Genomic DNA, 20,112 nt, shown 5'->3' on the forward strand with positions numbered 1-20,112 from the left:
CCCACAGCCCACCGGTCTCCCTTCCCGCTCGACACCACCATGCTCGGGCGGTTCCCGCGGCGGCGCACCTCAACCGGCGGGCAGGCCCGCCGCCTCACCCGCCCCGCTACGGCACCTGCCCGATTCGCCAGGCCAGGTGGAGGCGCGCAGCATGGAAATGACCCGATTGCCGCCGTTTCGCGGAGGTGAACCGCGATGACACTGCCCGTACATCACCGGCCCGGCCAACACCTCGAGTGGTTTCCCGAGCTGAGCTGGGGCGAGCCGATCACCGCCGAGGTGGAGAACCTCTTCGAGCGGATGAACCGCTTCCTTGAGGCCGCAGGCGTCGCGCCTTCCGCCGGGGCCTGGTCGCCCGCGGCCGACCTGCAGGAGCGGGACGACGCCTATCTGATCGAGGCGGAGCTGCCGGGGATCAAGCGCGAGGACATCGACGTCGAGATCAGCGAGCGGGAACTGTGCATCACCGGCGAGTACAAGGAACGCGAGCGTGAAGGCGTCCTCCGCCGCAGCACCCGGCGCACCGGACGCTTCGAGTACCGGGCGTTGCTGCCCGCCGATGTGAAGACGGAAGAGATCACGGCGACGCTGACGGACGGGGTACTGACCGTCACCATCCCCAAGGCCCAGACGGTCACGTCACGGCACATCGAGATCTCCCAGTCCTGAGGGGCGCGGCCTCTTCCCGCCGTGCGGGCGGGGCGGGGCGCCGGACGGAAGATCCCGAGCACCCAGAGCACCCAGAGCACCCAGAGGACTGAGAAGACCGAGAACGTCCCCAGACAGGCACCTCGCCCTTGGAGAAGTCATGCTCCAGACTCGTGAACTCCTCGACAGCCTGGCCACCAAGGCCCCCCTGAACAACGAGATCCTCGCCGCCACCATCGACGCCCTCGCCACGTGCGAGGAGGCGGTCACCGCCTGCGCGGCGGGCATGGTCGCCAGCCAGGACGGCGGGTCGATGGCCCTGGCCGTCGCCCTCGACCTGGACTGCGCCGACTCGGTGCTGGCCACGCGGCGGATCCTGACCCGGGCGACGGGACCCAATGGTGCCCTGCTGGCCGCGCAGTTGGAGGCGTGTCTGATCGCCTGCCAGCGCAGCCACGAGGAGTGCAGCCGCCACTCCGCCCACCATGAGCACTGCCGCCTGTGCGCGGACACCACCCGGCACGCCGCCGACGCCTGCCGTCAGGCCCTGGCGGCCCTGCGCGCCTGACCGGACACCACGACGACCCCGACCGGGTGACCGCGCTCCCCTCGACGCGGTCACCCGCCGTCGTGCGCGGTCACCCCGGTGACCCGCGCCCACGGTGCCATGATGATCGCCGTCAGTGGGTTCCTGCTGGTGGAGCGTGCGGCCGGCTGACCAACCCGCCCCCGGTCCGTTTCGCACGGCTACTTCCACGCCGGTGCCACCAGCGCCGTCGCGGACAGCGCCGGCGGCTACGCGGCCTACACACTGTTTCCCGAGGACAGCGATGTCCTCACCGTCGAGTACAAGATCAACCTTCTCGCACCCGCCGTCGGCGACCACATCGAGGCGATCGGAACCGTCCTGAAGTCCGGACGCACCCTCACCGTCTGCCGGTTGGAGGTGTTCGGCGTCCAGGGCGGCCGGCGGAAGCTCGTCGCCAACGGCCAGCAGACGCTGATCCGCGTCAACAGGCCCCTGTCGTGAGCGAACAGCCGCTGCCGCGCCGCCGAGTCTCCCGGCCGCCGGTGGAAGCCCGGACGAGCAGGTCGAGCCGTACCCGCACGCGGCAGCCGAACTCACCCCGACAGCAGGCAGCCCCCCGGCACGCGTGCACAATGCTGACGTCGGCACGCGTGACCGAGGGGCTCAGCCCCGGCTGTGGCGCAGGAGTTCCTGCGTTCACCCCGGACCGCCTTGTAGCGGCCCATACCCCCCGCCGGCGCTGTCGGGGGCGGGAAGCCGCCTTCAGTCGGCGATCTCCTCCTCGTCGAACTGCATCGGATCGGCGATGTCCTCCTCGTCGAACTGCATCGGATCGGCGACCTCCTCCTCGTCGAACTGCACCGGGTCGGCGACCTCCTGCTCGTCGAGCTGTACGGAGTCGGCGCTGGTCTGCACTTCGCCTGCCTCCGCGAGGACCGGGGTGCTCAGGAGCATCACGCCGGCGGCGGCGATTGCCAGCGCACTGGTGATGCGGGTCATCTTGGTCACGATGGTGCTCCTCTGTCGAACCGGAACGGGATCTGTTCGCAGGCTATTCAGACATCGGCGACGCCCATCGGTCCGACACGACATACAATATGACCGTTAGTAGGATATCCCCCATTTGTCCCCATCGGCTCCCTCTCACCGGCCGAGCCGGGCCTCCGCTCTCACCCGTGACGAGCCCCGGGCAGGCGGCATTCCCGACGATGTACGCCCCGGCCGCATCGGAGATCACCACGGCACGGGCCCGGGGACGCATGGAGGATCGGGGGAAGGAGAGAGCGCCTTCCCGCCGTGTCCACGGGTAAGGCGCCGTGTCGTGCGATGTGCCCGGAACCGGACTCGAACCGGTACGCCCGCGAGGGGCAGCGAGGTTTAAGCTCGCCGTGTCTGCATTCCACCATCCGGGCAGGCCATGGGCTCCGCATCAAGGCTCCGAGCCTATCGGGACGCATCGCCCCAACAGCGGGCGGGTGAGCCGATGTTGTCTTATTTTATTGACGTCTGAGGGAGCATCAGCAGCCGGTGCGGGCCATCCGCACTTGCCAATAGCCTTTCGGGCGACCACGGCCCGTGTATGCGGAATGACGGAATTTCACCGCCCTGAACGAAGGCTCGCGGCCCGCTCCCCACCCGGTGAGCAACCGCTTTCCCCCCGGGGGCGTTCCGGCGGCGTCCCGGCAGGCTCCTCAGGGGCCACCGTCATCCCCAGGTATGACAACCGGCCGGGCCGGTCCGACCCGAGGCTGCCCCGGGAACCGGAACAACGGCTGACTCCACGCGGCGGATCGGCCGGAACGATGGGACACGTCCCCTTGACCGTCGTCGTCCCGACAGGAGCATCCCCCCGTGACCAGCACCCCCCTCGCCGACCGGACCACCTCGGTGGCCGCCCGAGCCGCGGATCTGTCCAAGGTCTACGGTCAGGGCGAGACCCAGGTGGTCGCCCTGGACCGGGTCACCGTCGACTTCCAGCAGGCCCGGTTCACCGCCATCATGGGACCCTCGGGCTCCGGCAAGTCGACGCTGATGCACTGTGTCGCCGGCCTCGACTCCTTCTCGTCCGGTTCCGTGCGCATCGGCGACGTCGAGCTGGGGGAGCTCAAGGACAAGCAGCTCACCAAGCTGCGCCGGGACAAGATCGGCTTCATCTTCCAGGCGTTCAACCTGCTGCCGACGCTGAACGCGATCGAGAACATCACGCTGCCCATGGACATCGCGGGCCGCAAGCCGGACAAGGCATGGCTGGACACCGTGATCCAGATGACCGGCCTGTCGGGGCGGCTGAGCCACCGCCCCTCCCAGCTGTCCGGCGGCCAGCAGCAGCGCGTCGCCGTGGCGCGGGCGCTGGCCTCCAAGCCGGACATCATCTTCGGCGACGAGCCCACCGGGAACCTGGACTCGCGGTCCGGCGCGGAGGTACTGGGCTTTATGCGCAACTCCGTGAGGGAGCTGGGGCAGACGGTGGTGATGGTCACCCATGACCCGGTCGCGGCGGCCTACGCGGACCGGGTGATCTTCCTGGCGGACGGCCGGATCGTGGACGAGCTGTACGAGCCGAGCGCCGACGCGGTGCTGGACCGGATGAAGCGGTTCGACGCGAAGGGCCGTACCAGCTGACACCGGCGGCAGGCCGGGCAATCCGCCCGGCCCGCACAGGAGTTCGCCCACGATTCCCGGCCGGCCGGTCCCCGAGAGCGGCCATCGGCCGTCCCGTGCCGCCTCCCGCCCCCACCCGTCGCACAACCCAGCCCTGGACAGAGAGAAATGTTCCGAACCGCCCTGCGCACCGTGCTCGCGCACAAGGCCAGGCTGCTCATGACCGTCCTCGCCGTGATGCTCGGCGTGGCGTTCGTGTCGGGCACCCTGGTCTTCACCAACACCATCTCGGACGCCTACCAGAAGAGCTCCGCCAAGGGCTTCGACCAGGTCGACGTCGCCATCCGCCCGGAGGGCCGCAAGGACACCGGCGACACGCTCGGCAAGGAGCCCGAGCTGACCCAGGCCCTCCTCGACAGGGCCGCAGCGGCGCCGGGCGCCGGCAGTGCCATCGGCGTCGTCAACGGCTTCACCGCCATCGCCGACAAGGACGGCAAGCTCATCGGCGGCGGCTTCCAGTCCCAGGGCGGCAACTACTGGGGCGCCGGGGACCCCCGGTATCCGATCGTGAGCGGGCACGCCCCCCAGGGGCGGAACGAGGTCCTCATCGACTCCGAGACCGCCGAGCGCGCCGGCTACGAGGTCGGCGACACCGTGCGCCTCTCCATCGACGGGCCCGTCCTGACCCCGAGGATCACCGGCATCTTCACCACCGACGACGGCAACGTCGCCGCCGGCGGCAGCCTCGCCCTGTTCGACACGGCCACCGCCCAACGGCTGTTCCACAAGAGCGGGACGTACGACGAGATCGACGTGAAGGCCGCCCCCGGCACCGGCCAGATCGCCCTGCGCAACGCGCTGGACGAGATCGTCCCCAAGGACGTCGCCTCCACCACCACCGGCCGGCAGCTCGCCGACGACCAGGCCCGGCAGATCGCCTCCGCGACCAGCAGTATGCGCACCGGGCTGCTGGTCTTCGCGGGGATCTCGCTGTTCGTCGGCACGTTCATCATCGCCAACACCTTCACCATGCTGGTCGCCCAGCGCACCAAGGAGCTGGCGCTGCTGCGCGCGGTCGGCGCCTCCCGACGGCAGATCACCCGGTCCGTGCTCGTCGAGGCGTCCGTGGTCGGAGCGGTCGCGGCCGTCAGCGGTCTGGTGGCGGGCGTCGGCATCGGCGCGGGGCTGCGTTCGCTGGTGGGCAAGCTCGGCGGAACCGTTCCGGACGGTCCCCTCGTGATCACACCGGGCACGGTCGTGGCCGCCCTCGCCGTGGGCATCCTGATCACGATGCTGGCCGCCTGGCTGCCGGGCCGCCGCGCCGCGAAGATCCCGCCGGTCGCCGCGATGAGCAGTGTCCACGCGCAGGCGTCCACGAAGTCCCTGGTCGTCAGGAACACGATCGGCGCCCTGCTCGCCGCGGCCGGCGTCACCACCGTTCTGTACGCCACCACGCTGGACGGCAGCGCCGGCCAGATGCCGATGGGCGCCGGCGCGGTGCTGCTCGTGATCGGGGTCTTCGTCCTCACGCCGCTGCTGTCCCGCCCGCTGATCGCGGCCGCCGCGCCCCTCCTGCGCGCCTTCGGGGTCTCGGGGAAGCTGGCCCGGCAGAACGCGGTGCGCAACCCGCGCCGCACCGCGGCCACCGCCTCGGCCCTGATGATCGGCCTGACCCTGATCACCGGCCTGACGGTGATGGCGGGCAGCCTGCAGACCGCGATCGACAAGATGGCCGCCTCGGCGCTCAAGGCGGACTACGTGGTGTCGATGGCGAACGGCAACACGCTCTCACCCGGCGTCGAGAAGACGCTGAAGTCGACCGACGGCGTCACCGTGACCAGCCCGCTGCGCAACGCGCCCTCGCGCATCGACGGCGAGACCGAGTACCTGACTGGCGTCAACGGCGCCACGATCGGCGAGCTGACCGATCTCACGGTCCTGGACGGCGCCTTCGAGGTCGGCGGCACCGGGGTGGTCGTCGACGACGGCACGGCCGGGTCCCACCACTGGACGGTGGGCTCGCGGTTCACGGTCTCGTACGAGGACGGCAAGAAGCAGGTGCTGACGGTGGCCGGTGTCTACCGGAAGACCGAGATGATGCGCGGCATCATGCTGGACCTCGCCACCCTCTCCCCGCACCAGAGCGACCCGTCCGACATGCAGGTGATGGTCAGGACGTCGGGCGGCGCCACCGCGTCGGCCAAGAGCACGCTGGAGAAGGCGCTCGGCGACAACCCGGCCGTCCTGGTCCAGGACAAGAAGGACATCTCCGACCGCATCGCGCAGGTCTTCACGCTGATGCTGAACATGCTCTACGGCCTGCTGGCCATGGCCGTGATCGTCGCCGTCCTCGGCGTCATCAACACCCTGGCCATGTCGGTCTTCGAGCGCTCGCAGGAGATCGGGATGCTCCGCGCGATCGGACTCGACCGCAGGGGGATCAAGCGCATGGTCCGGCTGGAGTCCCTGGTCATCTCGCTCTTCGGCGGGGTGCTCGGCCTCGGCCTGGGCGTGTTCTTCGGCTGGGCGGCCGGTGAACTGCTCGGCACGAAGATGGCGACCTACGAACTGGTCCTGCCCTGGGGCCGGATGGCCCTCTTCCTCCTGCTGGCGGCGGTGGTCGGCGTGCTGGCCGCCCTGTGGCCGGCCCGGCGGGCGGCCCGTCTGAACATGCTCACGGCGATCAAGTCGGAGTAGCGGCGACGACCGGCCGGCCCCGTCCGTTCACCGTCCGGACGGGGCCCTATCGCGGTGCGGGGCGGTGCGGGCAGGAAGCCGGGGGTCAGTTCCAGGTGCGGGCGCGCAACGGCATCCCGGACGTGCCGGGCTCCGGTGTCCGCACGGCGAGGACCTGGTTGACGCCGATGCGGTTGCGCTCGAAGGCCAGGGCGCAGGCGGCCATGTAGAGGCGCCAGACGCGGGCGCGGCCCGGACTGGTGAGCCGCTGCGCCCGCCCCCACTGAGCCTCCAGGTTGGCGACCCAGCGGCGCAGGGTGAGGCCGTAGTGCTCGCGCAGGGACTCGACGTCGCGGACCTCGAACCCGGCGCGCTCCAGCTGGGTGACCGTGGTGCCGAGGGGGGCGAGTTCGCCGTCCGGGAAGACGTACGCGTCGATGAAGGCGTCGACGGAGTACGACGATTCGTCCCGCTGGGGCCGCCGGGCGATCTGGTGGTTGAGCAGCCGCCCGCCCGGCTTCAGCTGGGCGTACAGACCGCGGGCGTACTCCAGGTACCGCTCGGCGCCCACGTGCTCGGCCATACCGATGGAGGAGATGGCGTCGAAGGGGCCGTCCACGACGTCCCGGTAGTCCTGCACCCGGATCTCGACGCGATCGGTGAGCCCCTCGTCGGCGACCTGCTTGCGGGCGTACGCGGCCTGCTCCTGGGAGAGGGTGACGCCGACGACGCCGACGCCGTGCTCGCGGGCGGCGTGCACGGCCAGGGAGCCCCAGCCGCAGCCGACGTCGAGAAGCCGCTGCCCCCGCTTCAGGCCCAGCTTGCGGCAGACCAGTTCCAGCTTGTCGCGCTGGGCGTCCTCCAGGGTGCCGTCCGGTGTGTCCCAATAGGCGCACGAGTAGACCATGGAGGGTCCCAGGACGATCTCGTAGAAGTCGTTGCCGACGTCGTAGTGGTGGCTGACGGCCTGCCTGTCGCTGCGCCGGGTGTGGAGGTTGCCGCGGAACCGGCGGACCTCCTCCGGGGGCGGCGGGGGCGGCGGCAGCGGGCCCGCCATCCTGGCCAGCCCGCGGACGGCGGCGCGGACGTCCGGGTCGCGGAGCGCCTCGACGAGGCCGCGGGCGTCGTCCCCGCGCTCCCAGACGAGTCCGGCCATCAGCTCCAGGGCGGTGTACAGATCGCCGTCGACGCCCAGGTCCCCGGCGACCCACGCACGGACGAGGCCCAGTTCGCCGGGCTTCCACAGGACGCGGCGCAGCGCACGACGGTTGCGCACGAGGAGGGTGGGTGCGCCCGGCGGGCCGGCCTCCGAACCGTCCCAGGCCCGGATGCGCACCGGGAGCGGGGCTCCCAGCAACTGTTCGACGAGGCCCTTCAGCCGCCGCGCGGTATCAGCCATGGTGCACACCTCCGTGACAGGTCCCGGAATGTCCAACACCACGAAAACACCTGAGGGGCCAAATCGCAGTCCCCCGTCGGCGTTACGGCTGTGCAAAATGCCGGTGGCCGCCCGGCCGGCCCCGCTCCGCCGGCCGGTCCCGCTCCGCCCGGCGACCCGCTCCGCCCGGCGGTCCGGCTCCGCCCGGCGGTCCGGCCCCGTCGCCGTACGCCGAAGGGGCCGCCCGCACCACGGATGGCGGGCGGCCCCTTCGGGGACTGCGGGGTGACCGGAGGTCAGGAAGCCTTGGCCTTCTCCTCGGTCCTGGCCGCGACCGGGACCGGGGCCGGCTTGGCGGCCTCGTAGAACTCGTCGCGCGGAGCGTGGATCGCGCCGAGCGCGACGACCTCGCGCTTGAGGAACAGGGCCAGCGTCCACTCCGCGAAGATCCGGATCTTCCGGTTCCACGTCGGCATGGCAAGGCCGTGGTAGGTGCGGTGCATGTACCACGCCAGGCGGCCGCGCAGCTTGATCCTCATCTTGCCCATGACGATCATCGCGACGCCCTTGTGGAGGCCCAGGCCCGCGACCGCGCCCTTGTTGGCGTGGCTGTACTCCTTCTGCGGGAAGCCCCGCAGGCCGGCCACCACGTTGTCGCCGAGGGTCCTGGACTGGCGCAGCGCGTGCTGCGCGTTGGGCGGGCACCAGGCGTTCTCGTTGCCCGCCTTGCGGCCGATGAGGTCCGGCACCTGGGCGTTGTCGCCGGCGGCCCAGATGTAGTCCGTGCCCTTGACCTGGAGCGTGGGCTCGGTGTCCACGTGGCCGCGCGGTCCCAGCGGCAGGCCGAAGCGGGCCAGCGCCGGGTTGGGCTTGACGCCCGCGGTCCACACGATCGTGTTGGAGTCGACCTCGAGGCCGTTCTTGAGCACCACGTGGCCGCCGACGCAGGACTCCATGGACGTGGAGAGGTAGACCTCGACGCCGCGGCCCTCGAGGTGCTCCCTGCCGTACTGGCCGAGCTTGGGGCCGACCTCGGGAAGGATCTTGTCGGCGGCGTCGACGAGGATGAAGCGCATGTCGTCGCGGGACACGTTCTTGTAGTACTTGGCCGCGTCCCGGGCCATGTCCTCGACCTCGCCGATGGTCTCCGCGCCGGCGAAGCCACCGCCGACGAAGACGAAGGTGAGCGCCTTGCGGCGGACGTCCTCGTCGTTCGTGGAGTCGGCCTTGTCGAGCTGCTCGAGGACGTGGTTGCGCAGGCCGATGGCCTCCTCGATGCCCTTCATGCCGATGCCCTGCTCGGCGAGCCCGGGGATCGGGAAGGTGCGGGAGACGGCGCCCAGCGCGATGACGAGGTAGTCGAAGGGCAGCTCGTACGCCTCGCCGACCAGCGGGACGATGCGCGCGACCTTGCGGTCCTGGTCGATGCTGGTGACCCGGCCGGTGAGGACCTCCGCCTTCGGCAGCACGCGCCGCAGCGGGACGACGACGTGCCGGGGGGAGATGCTGCCGGCGGCGGCTTCGGGGAGGAAGGGCTGGTAGGTCATGTACGAGCGCGGGTCGACGACGGTGACGGTCGCCTCGCCGTAGCGCATCTTCTTCAGAATGCGTCGAGCTGCGTACAGACCTACGTACCCACCGCCTACTACGAGGATCCTGGGACGCTCCGTGGTGCTCATGGCATCGAGTATCCACCCGTCTGCGGGGGGAGGCTCGTGCGCCCCTTCACAAGCTTTGGCGCGCTATCTGTTATAGTGCGCGACCCCGGCAAGACAGGCCACGGCACCACAAGGGAACAGGCGTACGAGCCGACCCCGGTCAAGGCCGCGTGAGCTGCGCCGAACCCCTGAGGAAGATCCACACGGGCCCCGGATCGGGACCCGTACGACCCCATGGTCTCGCTCGCCTGAGCACCCGCAAGGGCCCACTGAGCCCGAGGGATGGGCCGTTCGGCCCATGGCGCCGCCCAGCGGGGGCGATTTCCTTGTGAAGAAGTTCACGAACTTTTCCGCCGGTGCCTCACCGGGGAGACCCCGAGGGCCCCTCGGGCGCGCTCATACGGTAACCCGACCTGCTCAGGAGAGGCTACTGGCGAGTAGAAAACCCGCTCCGCTACGCGACGGACCAGGCGATCCCGTCCAGGATGTCGTGCTCGCTGACCACGACCTCCGCGGCCCCGGTCCGCTCCATGACCGCGAGCAGGACGAGGGCGCCCGCGCCGATGACGTCCACGCGTCCCGGATGCATGGAGGGGACGGCCGCTCGCTCGGCGTGCGTGGACCTCAGGAGCCACTCGGTGATCTCCCGCACGCGGTCGTGGGAGAGGCGGGAGTGGTGGATCCTCGCCGAGTCGTACTCCGGCAGGTCCTGCGCGATCGCCGCGACCGTGGTCACCGAACCCGCGAGCCCGACCAGTGTGTGCGCCTCGCGCAGCGGCACCGACCGCTCCGCCAGGTCCAGCGCGGCCTCGACGTCGGACCGTATGGCCGCGATCTGCTCCTCGGTGGGCGGGTCGGTCACGGCCCCGTCGCGCACGAGGTGGCGCTCGGTCATGCGGACGCAGCCGATGTCGACGGACCGGGCCCCGCGCACGTGGTCGTCGCCGACGACGAACTCCGTGGACCCGCCGCCGATGTCCACGACGAGGAAGGGCCCCACGAGGTCCTGCCGGCCGGCCAGCTCCTTGGTCGCGCCCGTGAAGGAGAACTCGGCCTCCTGGTCGCCGGAGATGACCTCGGGCTCGACACCGAGGATGTCCAGGACGCCACGCACGAACTCCTCCCGGTTCTCGGCGTCCCGGGAGGCGGAGGTGGCGACGAAGCGGATCCGCTCCGCGCCGTGCTTCTTGATGATCTCGGCGTACTCGCGGCAGGCGGCGAAGGTCCGCTGGAGCGCCTCCGGCGCGAGCCGCCCGGTGCGGTCCACCCCCTGGCCGAGCCGGACGATGGTCATCCGCCGGTCCAGGTCGGCGAGTTGACCGGTCGCCGGGTCCGCGTCCGCGACCAGCAGCCGGATGGAGTTCGTACCGCAGTCGACGGCGGCGACCCGGGTCACTGGTCGTCCTCCTCGGAACCGGCCGCGTCGGCGGCGGCGAGGGGCTTGAACGCGAACCAGCCGGAGTCCGACTCCTGCACCTGCCACTCCTCGCCGGACGGCGGCTCCCCGGGCGTCACGCACGGCCCCTTGCGCCACCATTCGGGCAGCATCGCGATCGCCTCGTCACCGAGCGGGTTGACGCCCGGTCCCGCGGCCAGGGAGTGCGCCACGAGCACATGCAGGCACTTCACCCGGTCCGGCATGCCGCCCGCGCTCGGAAAGCCCTCCAGGACCTCCACGGCGTCCCGGCGGGCGATGTAGTCCTCGTGCGCGGCCCGGTAGGCGGCGGCCAGCTCCGGGTCGGTGGCCAGGCGGTCCGTCATCTCCTTCATGACGCCGTTCGCCTCCAGGGTGCCGATGGCGGAGGCGGCGCGCGGGCACGTCAGGTAGTACGTCGTCGGGAACGGTGTCCCGTCGGGGAGCCGCGGCGCCGTCTCCACGACGTCCGGCTGCCCGCACGGGCACCGGTGCGCGATCGCGCGCAGCCCGCGCGGCGGGCGCCCGAGCTGCTGCGTGACGGACTGGACGTCCGCGTCCGTGGGCTCGGTGCGCGGGGTGGGCGGCGGAGGGATTTCCATGGCTGTTTTCAGGCTGTCTTTCTCGGTTCACTTGCCGGACGACGCGTCGGACTTGTCGACGCCGTACCAGATGTTGGCGTACCAGGGGCGCAGGGACGTCGTCCGGTCCGTGTGCGACTGCTCGGCCGGGTGCGGGTCGATCACGACGTACCCGGTCTCCCCCGGCATCACATAGTGCAGCCGCTGCCGGATCTGCTGCTTCGCGTACGCGTCGTCCTGCCAGCGGGCCTTGAGGTCGCGCAGTTGCTCGACCCGCCGGCGGGCCTGCTCCTGCTGCCGCTCCAGGTCGGCGATGTCCGCGCGCTGGGAGACGTACTGCCGCATCGGGTAGGCGAGCGCCACGATCAGCGAGCACAGGACGAGTGCGAGCAGGGCGGCCCGGCCGGTGAGCCGGGAGCGGCGGGCCTGCCGTCTGCTCTGGGAGCGGTAGACCCGGGCCGCCGTCTGCTCGCCGAGCAGCCTCAGCCTGGTCGCTGTGGAGAACCGGTCGCGGTCCTTCACGGCCATCTCTCCCGCCTCCCCTTCACACGTGCGTACGTCCCCGCACACGGTACGGGACCGAGTACGGGGACGTACGGACGACTGGCTAAGGCGTTGCCCTGGTCGCTCAGCCCCTGAAGCGCGGGAAGGCGCTGCGGCCGGCGTAGACCGCGGCGTCGTCGAGGATCTCCTCGATGCGCAGCAGCTGGTTGTACTTGGCCACGCGCTCGGAGCGGGCCGGGGCACCGGTCTTGATCTGGCCGCAGTTGGTGGCGACGGCCAGGTCGGCGATGGTGACGTCCTCGGTCTCGCCGGAGCGGTGGGACATCATGCACTTGAAGCCGTTGCGCTGGGCCAGCTCGACGGCGTCCAGGGTCTCGGTCAGCGAGCCGATCTGGTTGACCTTGACGAGCAGCGCGTTGGCGGTGCCCTCCTCGATGCCGCGGGCCAGGCGCTCCGGGTTGGTGACGAACAGGTCGTCGCCGACGAGCTGGACCTTGTCGCCGATCCTGTCGGTGATGACCTTCCAGCCGGCCCAGTCGTCCTCGAACAGCGGGTCCTCGATGGAGACCAGCGGGTAGGCCGCGACGAGCTCCTCGTAGTACTCCGTCATCTCGGCGGCGGAGCGCTCCTTGCCCTCGAAGAGGTACTTGCCGTCCTTGTAGAACTCGGAGGCGGCGACGTCGAGGGCGAGGGCGATCTGCTGGCCGGGGGCGTAGCCCGCCTCCTTGATCGCTTCCAGGATGAGGTCGAGGGCCTCGCGGTTGGAGCCGAGGTTCGGGGCGAAGCCGCCCTCGTCGCCCAGGCCGGTGGACAGGCCCTTGTTCTTCAGCACCTTCTTGAGGGTGTGGTAGACCTCGGCGCCCCAGCGCAGGGCCTCGGAGAAGGACTCCGCGCCGATCGGGGCGATCATGAACTCCTGGATGTCCACGTTGGAGTCGGCGTGCGAGCCGCCGTTGAGGATGTTCATCATCGGCACCGGCAGCAGGTGCGCGTTCGGGCCGCCCAGGTAGCGGAACAGCGGCAGGTCGCTGGCCTCGGAGGCGGCGTGCGCGACGGCGAGGGAGACGCCGAGGATGGCGTTGGCGCCGAGGGAGCCCTTGTTGTCGGTGGCGTCCAGGTCGAACATGGCCTGGTCGATCAGGCGCTGCTCGGTGGCGTCGTAGCCGACCAGCTCCGGGCCGATCTGCTCGATGACCGCGAGAACGGCCTTCTCGACGCCCTTGCCCTGGTACCGGTTCGGGTCGCCGTCGCGCAGCTCGATGGCCTCGAAGGCGCCGGTGGAGGCGCCGGACGGGACGGCGGCACGACCCGTGCTGCCGTCGTCGAGGCCGACCTCGACCTCGACCGTGGGGTTGCCTCGGGAGTCCAGGATTTCCCGGGCTACGACGACGTCGATGGACGGCACGAGCATCTCCTTCGTGGATGTGACGCTGAGAGTGCGGGGCACCTTGCGACTAGAGACTAACCGTCCCCGGGATGCCGGAAGCCGACCGACCGTCCCGTGGACAGAGTGACGGTACACATTGTTTCCGCACGGAACAAAGCCCCCCGGAGAAGAGGCGGCGAACGTCACGGGACACACAGGAAAAAAGCCCCGCCCCGGTGCGTTCGGGGGAAAACGCACCGGAGCGGGGAGCCCGTGGGGCGGGGGCGGACCTCACGCGGCCTCCACTGTGGGGGCCGCGCCCGTGAGGACCCCGTCGTCCGGCTGCCGGACGGCTGTCACTTCAGGTGCAGCCGCTGGCCCGGGTAGATGAGGTCGGCGTCCTTGACGACGCCCTTGTTCAGCTGGAACAGCTTCGGCCAGCCGCCCTTGACGTCGTGCGCGGCGGCGATACCGCTGAGGGTGTCGCCCTTGACCACCGTGTACTCGCCGTCGCCCTTCGCGACCTTCGGGGCGGCGGGGGTGGCGGCGGCCTTCGGAGCGGCCGGGGCGGCCGGGCGCGCGGCCGACCGGGAGGACTGCTGCGTGGCCGGACGGGTGGCGGGCTTGGCGGCGCTCGACGAGCCGCCGCTCACCGCGCCGCTGTAGGGGGTGCTGGACAGGCCCTTGCCGCAGACCGGCCAGGCGCCCTTGCCCTGGCCCGCGAGGACCTTCTCGGCGATGGCTATCTGCTGCGCCTTGGTGGCCAGGTCGGCACGCGGGGCGTAGGCGGTGCCGCCGAACGCGGCCCACGTGGAGTTGGTGAACTGCAGGCCACCGTAGAAACCGTTGCCGGTGTTGATGGACCAGTTGCCGCCGGACTCGCACCGGGCGACGGCGTCCCACTCGGCGGCGGTGGCGGCCGAGGCGTTGCCGGCCGCGAGCAGCGGGGCGGCGATGGCGGCGCCGGTGACGCCGGCGAGCGCGATGACACGGGTGGCTTTGGACGGGCGGCGGTGCTTGCCGTTGCCGGAACACAGCATGGTTCGTTCCCCTCACCGACGCCTGCGAGGTGAGCTGTCGGGTTCGGGCCGGTTGAGTTGCCCGGCCGCGCTTGTCAGGGCGCGCGGCTTCACCCCAAGCCGTCCCCGGTCAACGTCCGGGCACGGCACTTACCTTGGGTCCCCCGCTCCTGCCTACGGCGCTTGACGCGACGACTGTTTCCGTACGGCCGCTGGCAGGATTCGGCGTGGCGGCCATGGGAGCCCGCTGAAGCGAGCGGCAAGACCGTAAGCAGTCGATCCACCGAATTTCAAAGCTGATCAGGGCGAGTGAGACCCATCTCTCACTTTCACCAAACTGGACATAGCGCACGAAGTGGGACGTGAACCACCACTCCAGCGACGGCAGTTCAGGACCGCCCCGCCGTCCCGTCGACATCGAGCGCAAGGCTCTGACCGGGGAGGATGAGGTTGGGGTCGGTGCCGACCGTCTGCTTGTTCGCGTCGTACAGCGCCGTCCACCCGCCCGTGAGGTCAAGGGAGTCGGCGATGCCCGACAGGCTGTCCCCGGGACGGACGGTGTACGAGCCGTCGTCGGCGGACAGCGGGGCGGACGAGTCGCGCGAGGCATGGCGGCCGGCCGCGTCACCGGTACGGCCGTCCAGGGCGCCCTCCTCGGCACTGTCACCGCGATGGCGGCCCGCACCGGAGTCCTCGGACTCCCCGGCACCCGAAGAGGCCCCGTTCTGATCGGACTTGTCCGAGTCATCACCGTTCGTCACACCGGCCGCCGAGTCACCGGAATCGGCTGAATCGCCGGATTCACTCGCATTCGCCTTGCTCTTACCGGAATCGGTCGTCGAGGTCGCGGAAGGGGACGAAGAGGGAGAAGAGGAAGAGGATGCCGAAGAGCCACCCGATCCGGATGATCCGGATGACTCGGACAGGCCGGAGTCGGCACCGGAGCCCGAGGCCGGACCGCCGCCGGACGCGTCGCCGGCGACCCCCGTGTCGACGTGGGCGGCGGCCGGGTCCTTGTCCAGCCCTGAGAGCAGGCCGCAGCCCGGCCACACGGAGACGCCCCGGTCGGCGAGGATCTTCTCGGCGACGGCGATCTGCTGCGAGCGGCTGGCCTGGTCGGGGCGCGGGGCGTAGTCCAGGCCGCCATAGGCGTCCCAGTCGTCCTGCGACAGCTGAAGTCCGCCGAAGCGGCCGTTGCCGGTGTCGGCGCTCCAGGATCCGCCGCTCTCGCACTCCGCGACCCGGTCCCAGGTCGTGCCGCTGGCCGCGCTCGCACCGGTGGCGCCGAGGAGCGGGATCGCGATCGCTGATCCGGTCACTCCCGCCGCGACGAGGAGAGCCGGAGCCTGACGGGGGCGACGGTGACGACCGGTCCCGGAGAGCATGCGGTTGCCTTTCACGTGACAGCAGTGACCAACGCGGCGGCCGTGGTGCACCGCCGTGTTGCGCGTGAACGTATCGGGACTCGAACGCCTGTCACAAGTCAATGCAGCGCAGATCACGTGGACATCACAGAGTTGAGGAACAGTCAGCTCTCGGGCGGCCGTGGGCGTGTTCGCCACGTCATGGGGAGCGGTCTTCGCGGCTGCCGTGGCCCGTGCCGGGCCGCGGGGTGAACTCCACGGGGAGCGTGCGCAGTCCGCGCATGATGAGCCCGCCCCGCCAGCGCAGATCCGCGGGATCCGCGGCGAGTCGCAGGTCCGGGAGACGGGTGAGGAGCGTCGCGAGCGCGGTCTGTCCCTCCAGGCGCGCGAGGGGGGCGCCGAGGCAGTAGTGGATGCCGTGCCCGTATCCGAGGTGCTGGTTGTCGCGGCGGGAGAGGTCGAGGGCGTCGGGGTCGGCGAACCGCTCCGGATCCCGGTCGGCGGCGGCGAGGACGACGAGGACGGGGTCGCCGGGGGCGATGTGCTGCCCCCCGATGGTGACCGGCCGCGTGGCGAACCGCCAGGTCGCCAGCTCCACCGGGCCGTCGTAGCGCAGGAGTTCCTCGACGCCCGTGGCGAGCAGGTCCCGCTCGTGACGGGCCAGGGACGCCTGGAGGCGGGCCCGCTGTGCGGGATGGGTGAGAAGGGCGTACGTCCCGTTGCCGATGAGGTTGACGGTGGTCTCGAACCCGGCGAACAGCAGGATGAACGCCATGGCGGCGGCCTCGTTCTCGGTGAGCTGCTCGCCGTGGTCGGAGGCGCGGATGAGCCCGGAGATGAGGTCCTCGCCAGGGTCCGGCGTGCCGGGGAGGGCCTGGCGCTTGCGGTGGATGAGGTCCGCGAGGTAGCCGCGCATCTTCTTGACGGAGCGTGCGACCCCGCCCCGGGGCCCCCTTCCGTGACGGATCATCATCGCCGCCCAGTCCCGGAAGTCGTCCTGGTCCTCGCGAGGGACGCCGAGCATGTCGCAGATGGCGTAGATGGGGAGCGGGAACGCGAACTCGTGGATGAGGTCGGCGCGTCCGCGGCCCGCGAAGCCGTCGATGAGCCGGTCGGTCAGTTCCTGCACGCGGGGCGCGAACTCGGCGACGCGCCGGGGGGTGAACGCCTTGGAGACGAGCCGGCGCAGCCGGGTGTGGTCCGGCGGGTCGATGTTGAGCAGATGCGTCATCAACTCGGCCTTGCGCTCGCCGGGGATGCCGGTCCTGCCCTTGGCGTGCGCGGGCTCGTCGTGGTGGGCCGGGTTCTTGCTGAGCCGCTGGTCGGCGAGGGCCTGCCGGGCATCGGCGTAACGGGTGACCAGCCATGCCTCCACACCGCTCGGCAGCCTGGTCCGGTGCACGGGGGCGTGCTCGCGGAGCCAGGCGTAGGCGGGATACGGGTCGGCGGCGAACTCCCAGGTGAAGAGTCCGGGGTCCGGGCCGGGGCCGGCGGCGGGTGGCTGGGGCTGGGTGGTCACTCCCCGACGGTATCCGGCGGGTCGGACCACCCGGCGAGGGGCCGGGCCATGGCCCCCGGGTCACACCGGCCCTGCCCCTCCCTCCCCCTGGCCCCTGGCCCCTGGCTCCTGGCTCCGGCGTCACTCAGCCCCCGCTCTCCACCGCCCGGATCGCATCCCGGTACGCCCGCCCCGCCGCCCGCAGGGCCGCCTCCGGGTCCACACCCTCCGTCTCCGCGCGCACCGCCAGGGCGAGCAGTTCGTAGCCGATCCCCTCACCCCGGGGCAGCGGGACGTCGAGGCCCGCCGTCCGCACCCGTGAGGCGAGCTTCGCCGCCAGGGCGAGGCCCGGCTGTCCCAGGGGGATGCCCTCCGTCACCGATGTGCGCTGCTTCTCGACCGCCTTCGTGCGCAGCCAGTGCTCCTTGACCTCTTCCGGCGTCGTCGCGGTCTCGTCGCCGAACACATGCGGGTGGCGGTGGATCAGCTTGGCGACGATGCCGCCCGCCACGTCGTCGACGGAGAAGGGGGCGTCCGGGTCCTCCTCGGCTATCCGGGCGTGGAAGACGACCTGGAGCAGGACGTCTCCCAGCTCCTCGCGCAGCTCGTCGCGGTCGCCCGCCTCGATGGCCTCGACCAGCTCGTACGCCTCCTCGATGCCGTACTTGGCCAGGCCCTCGTGGGTCTGCCGGGAGGACCAGGGGCACTCGGCGCGGATGCGGTCCATGACCTGCACCAGGTCGAGGAGGCGGGCGCCCGGCAGGTCGTAGGACGCGGGGAGCAGCTCCAGCTCCGGCATCCGGACCCGGCCCGAGCCCGCCAGCCCGGCCAGGCCGTCGGTGAGGCGGGGCTCGCCCTCACCGGTCGCGACCACGACCACCGTGCGGCCGCCGGCGCAGGCGTCGACCAGCTCCCGCGCGGTCGGGGCGGCCTCCTCGACGGTGATGCCCGCCTCGCGCAGATAGGGCAGCTGCGGGTGCGCGCCGTCCGCGCAGAGGACCCGGTCGGCGCCGTGCAGCGCCTGCCAGGCGGGCCAGGACAGCAGGCCGGGCGCGACCCGGTGGCTGGTGGTGAGCAGGACGATACGGCCGGGGGCCACGGCGGCCGCGCCGGGTGCGGGGACCACGGAAGCGGCGGTTCCGTACGAACCGTCGCCGCGAGGGCTGGTTGCGTTCACCCTTCGAACGTAACCCACGTCACCGACAGCCCCGGAGTTGTCCACAGGCCCGGCCGGACGGCCGGGCCCGGGTCACGCCGTCTGCGGCGTCGCCGCCACCCCCGAGACCTGCTTGACCCACGGCATCTTCACATCCACGCGGGTGCTCTTCTCCACGTCCCACGTGCCGTAGCGCGGGTTCAGGTCGATCCGCAGCTCCTTCGACGCCTGGGACATCGCCTTCCAGAAGGCGGCCTTGCCGTCGGTCGTGCTCATGTCGGCGCCGAGCGCGGCGGCGAGTTTCCGCGCCTCGACCTCGGTGCGCAGGCTGTCGTCGAGGCGCTCGGGAGCCACCCCGTACTGCTGCAGCCAGGCCGTCTGCAGCGCCTTCGCGCCGCCCGCCTGCTGCTCCAGGCTCGTCCGCATCCGCTCCACCTCCTGGGCGTCGGCGTGCACGCCCGCATTCCCGGCGGCACGGTCCAGCACCCGGTCTAGGACCATGCTGTGCAGCGTGTCGCGGGTGAGGGTGCCGGTCCGGGCGAGAATCTGCTGGTACTGGGCGTCGTCCGGGGCGGCGGCGCGCTGGGCCGCACGCACCTCGTTTACCCGGCTCTCCAACTGTGTGACCGTGATCCGCTCTCCCCCGACGACGGCCGCGGCGCCCGGATGCGGTGAACCACCGCAGGCGCTGAGGAGGGGGACCGCGGCCAGAGCGGCGCTGAGGGCGATCGCGGTGCGACGGCGGTGCAAAGTGGCCTCCTGAAGAGATTGTGCGACGGTGCACAAAGTCTTGCGATGATCGATGGTAGGCAGTGGCCGCGCTCTGGCCAACCCGTTCGGCCAACGATTCGCCCGGACCTCGGACACCGTCCGCGCCCGCCCCGGTGTCAGCCGGTGATGGCCACCGGCCCGTCCCACGCGTCCCGGTCCACGGTGATCGTGTGACCGCCGCGCGTCTCCTTGCTGTTGACCATGTACTGATGGCCGCGGCTGTGGCCGGTGTACTGCGTCGAACCCCACGGCCAGTCCGTGGTCGTGGTGTCCTTCTTGTCCCACAGCGCGTACCAGAGGTTGCCCGGCAGGTCCGTCTTGTTCGCGGCGGTGGCGATGGCCTTGGCACTGGAGCTGGTGAAGCCGTAGAAGCCGGCACGGTACGTCTTGACGCGCAGGCCCTTGTCGAAGGCGCGCACATACGTGAGCACGGCGTCGTTGCACGCCTTGTCCGTGATGTCGTACGGCTCCATGTCGAGGTAGATCGCGCTGCCGGCCTTCATGCCGAGCGCCGACGCCTTGGCCACCGCGTCCTCGGCGTCGCTCGCACCGAGGGAGGCGGCGGTGGAGGCGGTGAGCTTCTCGGGGTTGGAGCTCTTCTGGCACGGCGGCTGGGCACCGACGTAGATCGGGATGAGCTTCCAGCCGATCGAGCTGACCGACTTCACCCAGGAGGCGGTGAGGTTGGGCTGGCTGCAGCCGCGGTTCTTGCCGCCGACATAGACGGCGGCGGCACCGTAGAAGCCGGTGTGCCATGCCTTCATCGCGGCCAGTGACGGGGCCGTGCAGGTGTCGAAGGCGCGGCCGGTGAAGGTGCGCTGGGCGGGCCAGGTCGTGGCCGCCATCGAGGTCTGCGCCGCGATCCCGGCCCCGGCGACCACGGCGGCCCCGGTCACGGCCCACGCGATGTATCTGCGCTTCTTGGACAGCCGATGGCTCGACATGAAAG

At 71.1% G+C, this 20,112-nt stretch carries 17 protein-coding genes, 1 tRNA gene, 1 pseudogene and 1 riboswitch; of the genes and pseudogenes, 5 read left to right on the forward strand and 14 right to left on the reverse strand.

Annotated features, from left to right (window positions below):
* The first annotated feature begins 195 nt into the window (after positions 1–195).
* From ACZ79I_RS16245 to ACZ79I_RS16255, 3 genes and pseudogenes are all read left to right on the forward strand, one after another.
* Positions 196–669 (forward strand): Hsp20/alpha crystallin family protein, encoded by a 474-nt coding sequence (locus ACZ79I_RS16245; protein ID WP_381080030.1) that lies wholly within the window; start codon positions 196–198, stop codon positions 667–669.
* A 139-nt stretch (positions 670–808) separates the two neighbouring features.
* Positions 809–1,216, forward strand: a complete 408-nt coding sequence (locus tag ACZ79I_RS16250) for a four-helix bundle copper-binding protein (RefSeq protein ID WP_471498109.1) — start codon at positions 809–811, stop codon at positions 1,214–1,216.
* A 171-nt stretch (positions 1,217–1,387) separates the two neighbouring features.
* Positions 1,388–1,678: pseudogene (locus ACZ79I_RS16255) on the forward strand (PaaI family thioesterase); the annotation flags it as partial.
* Between the two features lie 261 nt (positions 1,679–1,939).
* On the opposite strand, the gene ACZ79I_RS16260 reads toward ACZ79I_RS16255, so the two are convergent.
* Both ACZ79I_RS16260 and ACZ79I_RS16265 read right to left on the reverse strand, forming a co-directional pair.
* Entirely contained in the window at positions 1,940–2,185 is a 246-nt protein-coding gene (locus ACZ79I_RS16260; protein ID WP_471498110.1) for a hypothetical protein, read from the reverse strand.
* A gap of 321 nt (positions 2,186–2,506) precedes the next feature.
* Positions 2,507–2,589: transfer RNA gene (locus ACZ79I_RS16265), tRNA-Leu, on the reverse strand.
* Positions 2,590–3,028: 439 nt separating this feature from the next.
* Here ACZ79I_RS16265 and ACZ79I_RS16270 point away from each other — a divergent pair.
* Both ACZ79I_RS16270 and ACZ79I_RS16275 read left to right on the forward strand, forming a co-directional pair.
* Complete coding sequence (locus ACZ79I_RS16270; RefSeq protein WP_471498112.1) at positions 3,029–3,799, forward strand: ABC transporter ATP-binding protein; 771 nt, start codon at positions 3,029–3,031, stop codon at positions 3,797–3,799.
* A gap of 147 nt (positions 3,800–3,946) precedes the next feature.
* The gene (locus ACZ79I_RS16275; protein ID WP_471498113.1) at positions 3,947–6,475 is read left to right on the forward strand and encodes an ABC transporter permease; all 2,529 of its coding nucleotides are present in this window, start codon (positions 3,947–3,949) and stop codon (positions 6,473–6,475) included.
* Positions 6,476–6,560: 85 nt separating this feature from the next.
* Here ACZ79I_RS16275 and ACZ79I_RS16280 read toward each other — a convergent pair whose 3' ends face one another.
* From ACZ79I_RS16280 to ACZ79I_RS16335, 12 genes are all read right to left on the reverse strand, one after another.
* Positions 6,561–7,853: a class I SAM-dependent methyltransferase gene (locus ACZ79I_RS16280; RefSeq protein WP_471498115.1), complete on the reverse strand. Its 1,293-nt coding sequence runs from the start codon at positions 7,851–7,853 to the stop codon at positions 6,561–6,563.
* Positions 7,854–8,128: 275 nt separating this feature from the next.
* Positions 8,129–9,511, reverse strand: a complete 1,383-nt coding sequence (locus tag ACZ79I_RS16285) for an NAD(P)/FAD-dependent oxidoreductase (RefSeq protein WP_471498116.1) — start codon at positions 9,509–9,511, stop codon at positions 8,129–8,131.
* A gap of 433 nt (positions 9,512–9,944) precedes the next feature.
* On the reverse strand, positions 9,945–10,886 hold the full coding sequence (locus tag ACZ79I_RS16290; protein WP_471498117.1) for a Ppx/GppA phosphatase family protein: 942 nt from the start codon (positions 10,884–10,886) through the stop codon (positions 9,945–9,947).
* Positions 10,883–11,506 (reverse strand): DUF501 domain-containing protein, encoded by a 624-nt coding sequence (locus tag ACZ79I_RS16295; protein ID WP_471498119.1) that lies wholly within the window; start codon positions 11,504–11,506, stop codon positions 10,883–10,885. Before ACZ79I_RS16295 ends, ACZ79I_RS16290 begins: the two co-directional genes overlap by 4 nt.
* 27 nt (positions 11,507–11,533) lie before the next feature.
* A complete protein-coding gene (locus ACZ79I_RS16300) occupies positions 11,534–12,013 on the reverse strand; it encodes an FtsB family cell division protein (protein WP_471498120.1) in 480 nt (159 codons plus the stop codon).
* Positions 12,014–12,113: 100 nt separating this feature from the next.
* Positions 12,114–13,400, reverse strand: a complete 1,287-nt coding sequence (eno, locus tag ACZ79I_RS16305; RefSeq protein ID WP_471504994.1) for a phosphopyruvate hydratase — start codon at positions 13,398–13,400, stop codon at positions 12,114–12,116.
* 311 nt (positions 13,401–13,711) lie between these two features.
* Positions 13,712–14,395, reverse strand: a complete 684-nt coding sequence (locus ACZ79I_RS16310) for a transglycosylase family protein (RefSeq protein WP_471498122.1) — start codon at positions 14,393–14,395, stop codon at positions 13,712–13,714.
* A gap of 4 nt (positions 14,396–14,399) precedes the next feature.
* A riboswitch (cyclic di-AMP (ydaO/yuaA leader) is annotated at positions 14,400–14,566 on the reverse strand.
* Positions 14,567–14,763: 197 nt separating this feature from the next.
* On the reverse strand, positions 14,764–15,759 hold the full coding sequence (locus ACZ79I_RS16315; protein WP_471498123.1) for a LysM peptidoglycan-binding domain-containing protein: 996 nt from the start codon (positions 15,757–15,759) through the stop codon (positions 14,764–14,766).
* Positions 15,760–15,937: 178 nt separating this feature from the next.
* Positions 15,938–17,257, reverse strand: coding sequence for a cytochrome P450 family protein (locus tag ACZ79I_RS16320; RefSeq protein WP_471498125.1), 1,320 nt, complete (start codon positions 17,255–17,257; stop codon positions 15,938–15,940).
* Positions 17,258–17,381: 124 nt separating this feature from the next.
* Positions 17,382–18,413 carry a nucleoside triphosphate pyrophosphohydrolase gene (locus ACZ79I_RS16325; RefSeq protein ID WP_471498126.1) on the reverse strand — a complete coding sequence of 344 codons (1,032 nt, stop codon included), beginning with the start codon at positions 18,411–18,413 and terminating at the stop codon, positions 17,382–17,384.
* A 72-nt stretch (positions 18,414–18,485) separates the two neighbouring features.
* Complete coding sequence (locus tag ACZ79I_RS16330; RefSeq protein WP_471498128.1) at positions 18,486–19,142, reverse strand: SurA N-terminal domain-containing protein; 657 nt, start codon at positions 19,140–19,142, stop codon at positions 18,486–18,488.
* A gap of 137 nt (positions 19,143–19,279) precedes the next feature.
* On the reverse strand, positions 19,280–20,107 hold the full coding sequence (locus ACZ79I_RS16335; protein ID WP_471498129.1) for a glycoside hydrolase domain-containing protein: 828 nt from the start codon (positions 20,105–20,107) through the stop codon (positions 19,280–19,282).
* Positions 20,108–20,112 lie beyond the last annotated feature (5 nt).

It is taken from the genome of Streptomyces sp. PSU-S4-23, from assembly GCF_055632315.1.

What these genes read in the sequence shown, in the direction of transcription:
- ACZ79I_RS16335 (WP_471498129.1), bottom strand. Translation starts at nt 20,107, where the DNA reads ATGTCGAGCCATCGGCTGTCCAAGAAGCGCAGATACATCGCGTGGGCC.
- ACZ79I_RS16315 (WP_471498123.1), bottom strand. Translation starts at nt 15,759, where the DNA reads ATGCTCTCCGGGACCGGTCGTCACCGTCGCCCCCGTCAGGCTCCGGCT.
- ACZ79I_RS16295 (WP_471498119.1), bottom strand. Translation starts at nt 11,506, where the DNA reads ATGGAAATCCCTCCGCCGCCCACCCCGCGCACCGAGCCCACGGACGCG.
- ACZ79I_RS16300 (WP_471498120.1), bottom strand. Translation starts at nt 12,013, where the DNA reads ATGGCCGTGAAGGACCGCGACCGGTTCTCCACAGCGACCAGGCTGAGG.
- ACZ79I_RS16310 (WP_471498122.1), bottom strand. Translation starts at nt 14,395, where the DNA reads ATGCTGTGTTCCGGCAACGGCAAGCACCGCCGCCCGTCCAAAGCCACC.
- ACZ79I_RS16245 (WP_381080030.1), top strand. Translation starts at nt 196, where the DNA reads ATGACACTGCCCGTACATCACCGGCCCGGCCAACACCTCGAGTGGTTT.
- ACZ79I_RS16285 (WP_471498116.1), bottom strand. Translation starts at nt 9,511, where the DNA reads ATGAGCACCACGGAGCGTCCCAGGATCCTCGTAGTAGGCGGTGGGTAC.
- eno (WP_471504994.1), bottom strand. Translation starts at nt 13,400, where the DNA reads ATGCTCGTGCCGTCCATCGACGTCGTCGTAGCCCGGGAAATCCTGGAC.
- ACZ79I_RS16280 (WP_471498115.1), bottom strand. Translation starts at nt 7,853, where the DNA reads ATGGCTGATACCGCGCGGCGGCTGAAGGGCCTCGTCGAACAGTTGCTG.
- ACZ79I_RS16250 (WP_471498109.1), top strand. Translation starts at nt 809, where the DNA reads ATGCTCCAGACTCGTGAACTCCTCGACAGCCTGGCCACCAAGGCCCCC.
- ACZ79I_RS16275 (WP_471498113.1), top strand. Translation starts at nt 3,947, where the DNA reads ATGTTCCGAACCGCCCTGCGCACCGTGCTCGCGCACAAGGCCAGGCTG.